Annotated in this window: 1 protein-coding gene; it reads left to right on the top strand. The window is 60.2% G+C overall.

Annotated elements, in window-relative coordinates; translation table 11 throughout:
- Positions 1–33 precede the first annotated feature (33 nt).
- Positions 34–240 carry a hypothetical protein gene (locus A3764_RS00990; RefSeq protein ID WP_007120662.1) on the top strand — a complete coding sequence of 69 codons (207 nt, stop codon included), beginning with the start codon at positions 34–36 and terminating at the stop codon, positions 238–240.
- Positions 241–256: the final 16 nt, after the last annotated feature.

The following is a 256-nucleotide window of genomic DNA, read 5'->3' as shown; positions in this document are numbered from 1 at the left end:
GGGTGATCCCCATCGCAACAAGGAGTAACCCAAATGACCAACCACTACGTCGCCACCGTCCCCGTCAAGTTCACCGATACCGATGGCCAGGAGCGCACCCGTTTTCAGCGCGTGGGCGCGATGTTCCGCAACACCCGCAACGGGGATGGATCGGAGTTCTTCAGCCTCAAGCTCGACTTCCCGGTCGCGGTCTCGGAGCTGGTGATGTTCCCTCCGAGCGCTAAAGATCCCCAGGACTAAGTCCTCTGACGAGGAT

It is taken from the genome of Sulfitobacter sp. HI0129 (genome assembly GCF_001635395.1).
In the GTDB taxonomy this organism is placed as follows: Bacteria; Pseudomonadota; Alphaproteobacteria; order Rhodobacterales; family Rhodobacteraceae; genus Sulfitobacter.
This window is presented reverse-complemented; position numbering and strand designations above follow the sequence as displayed.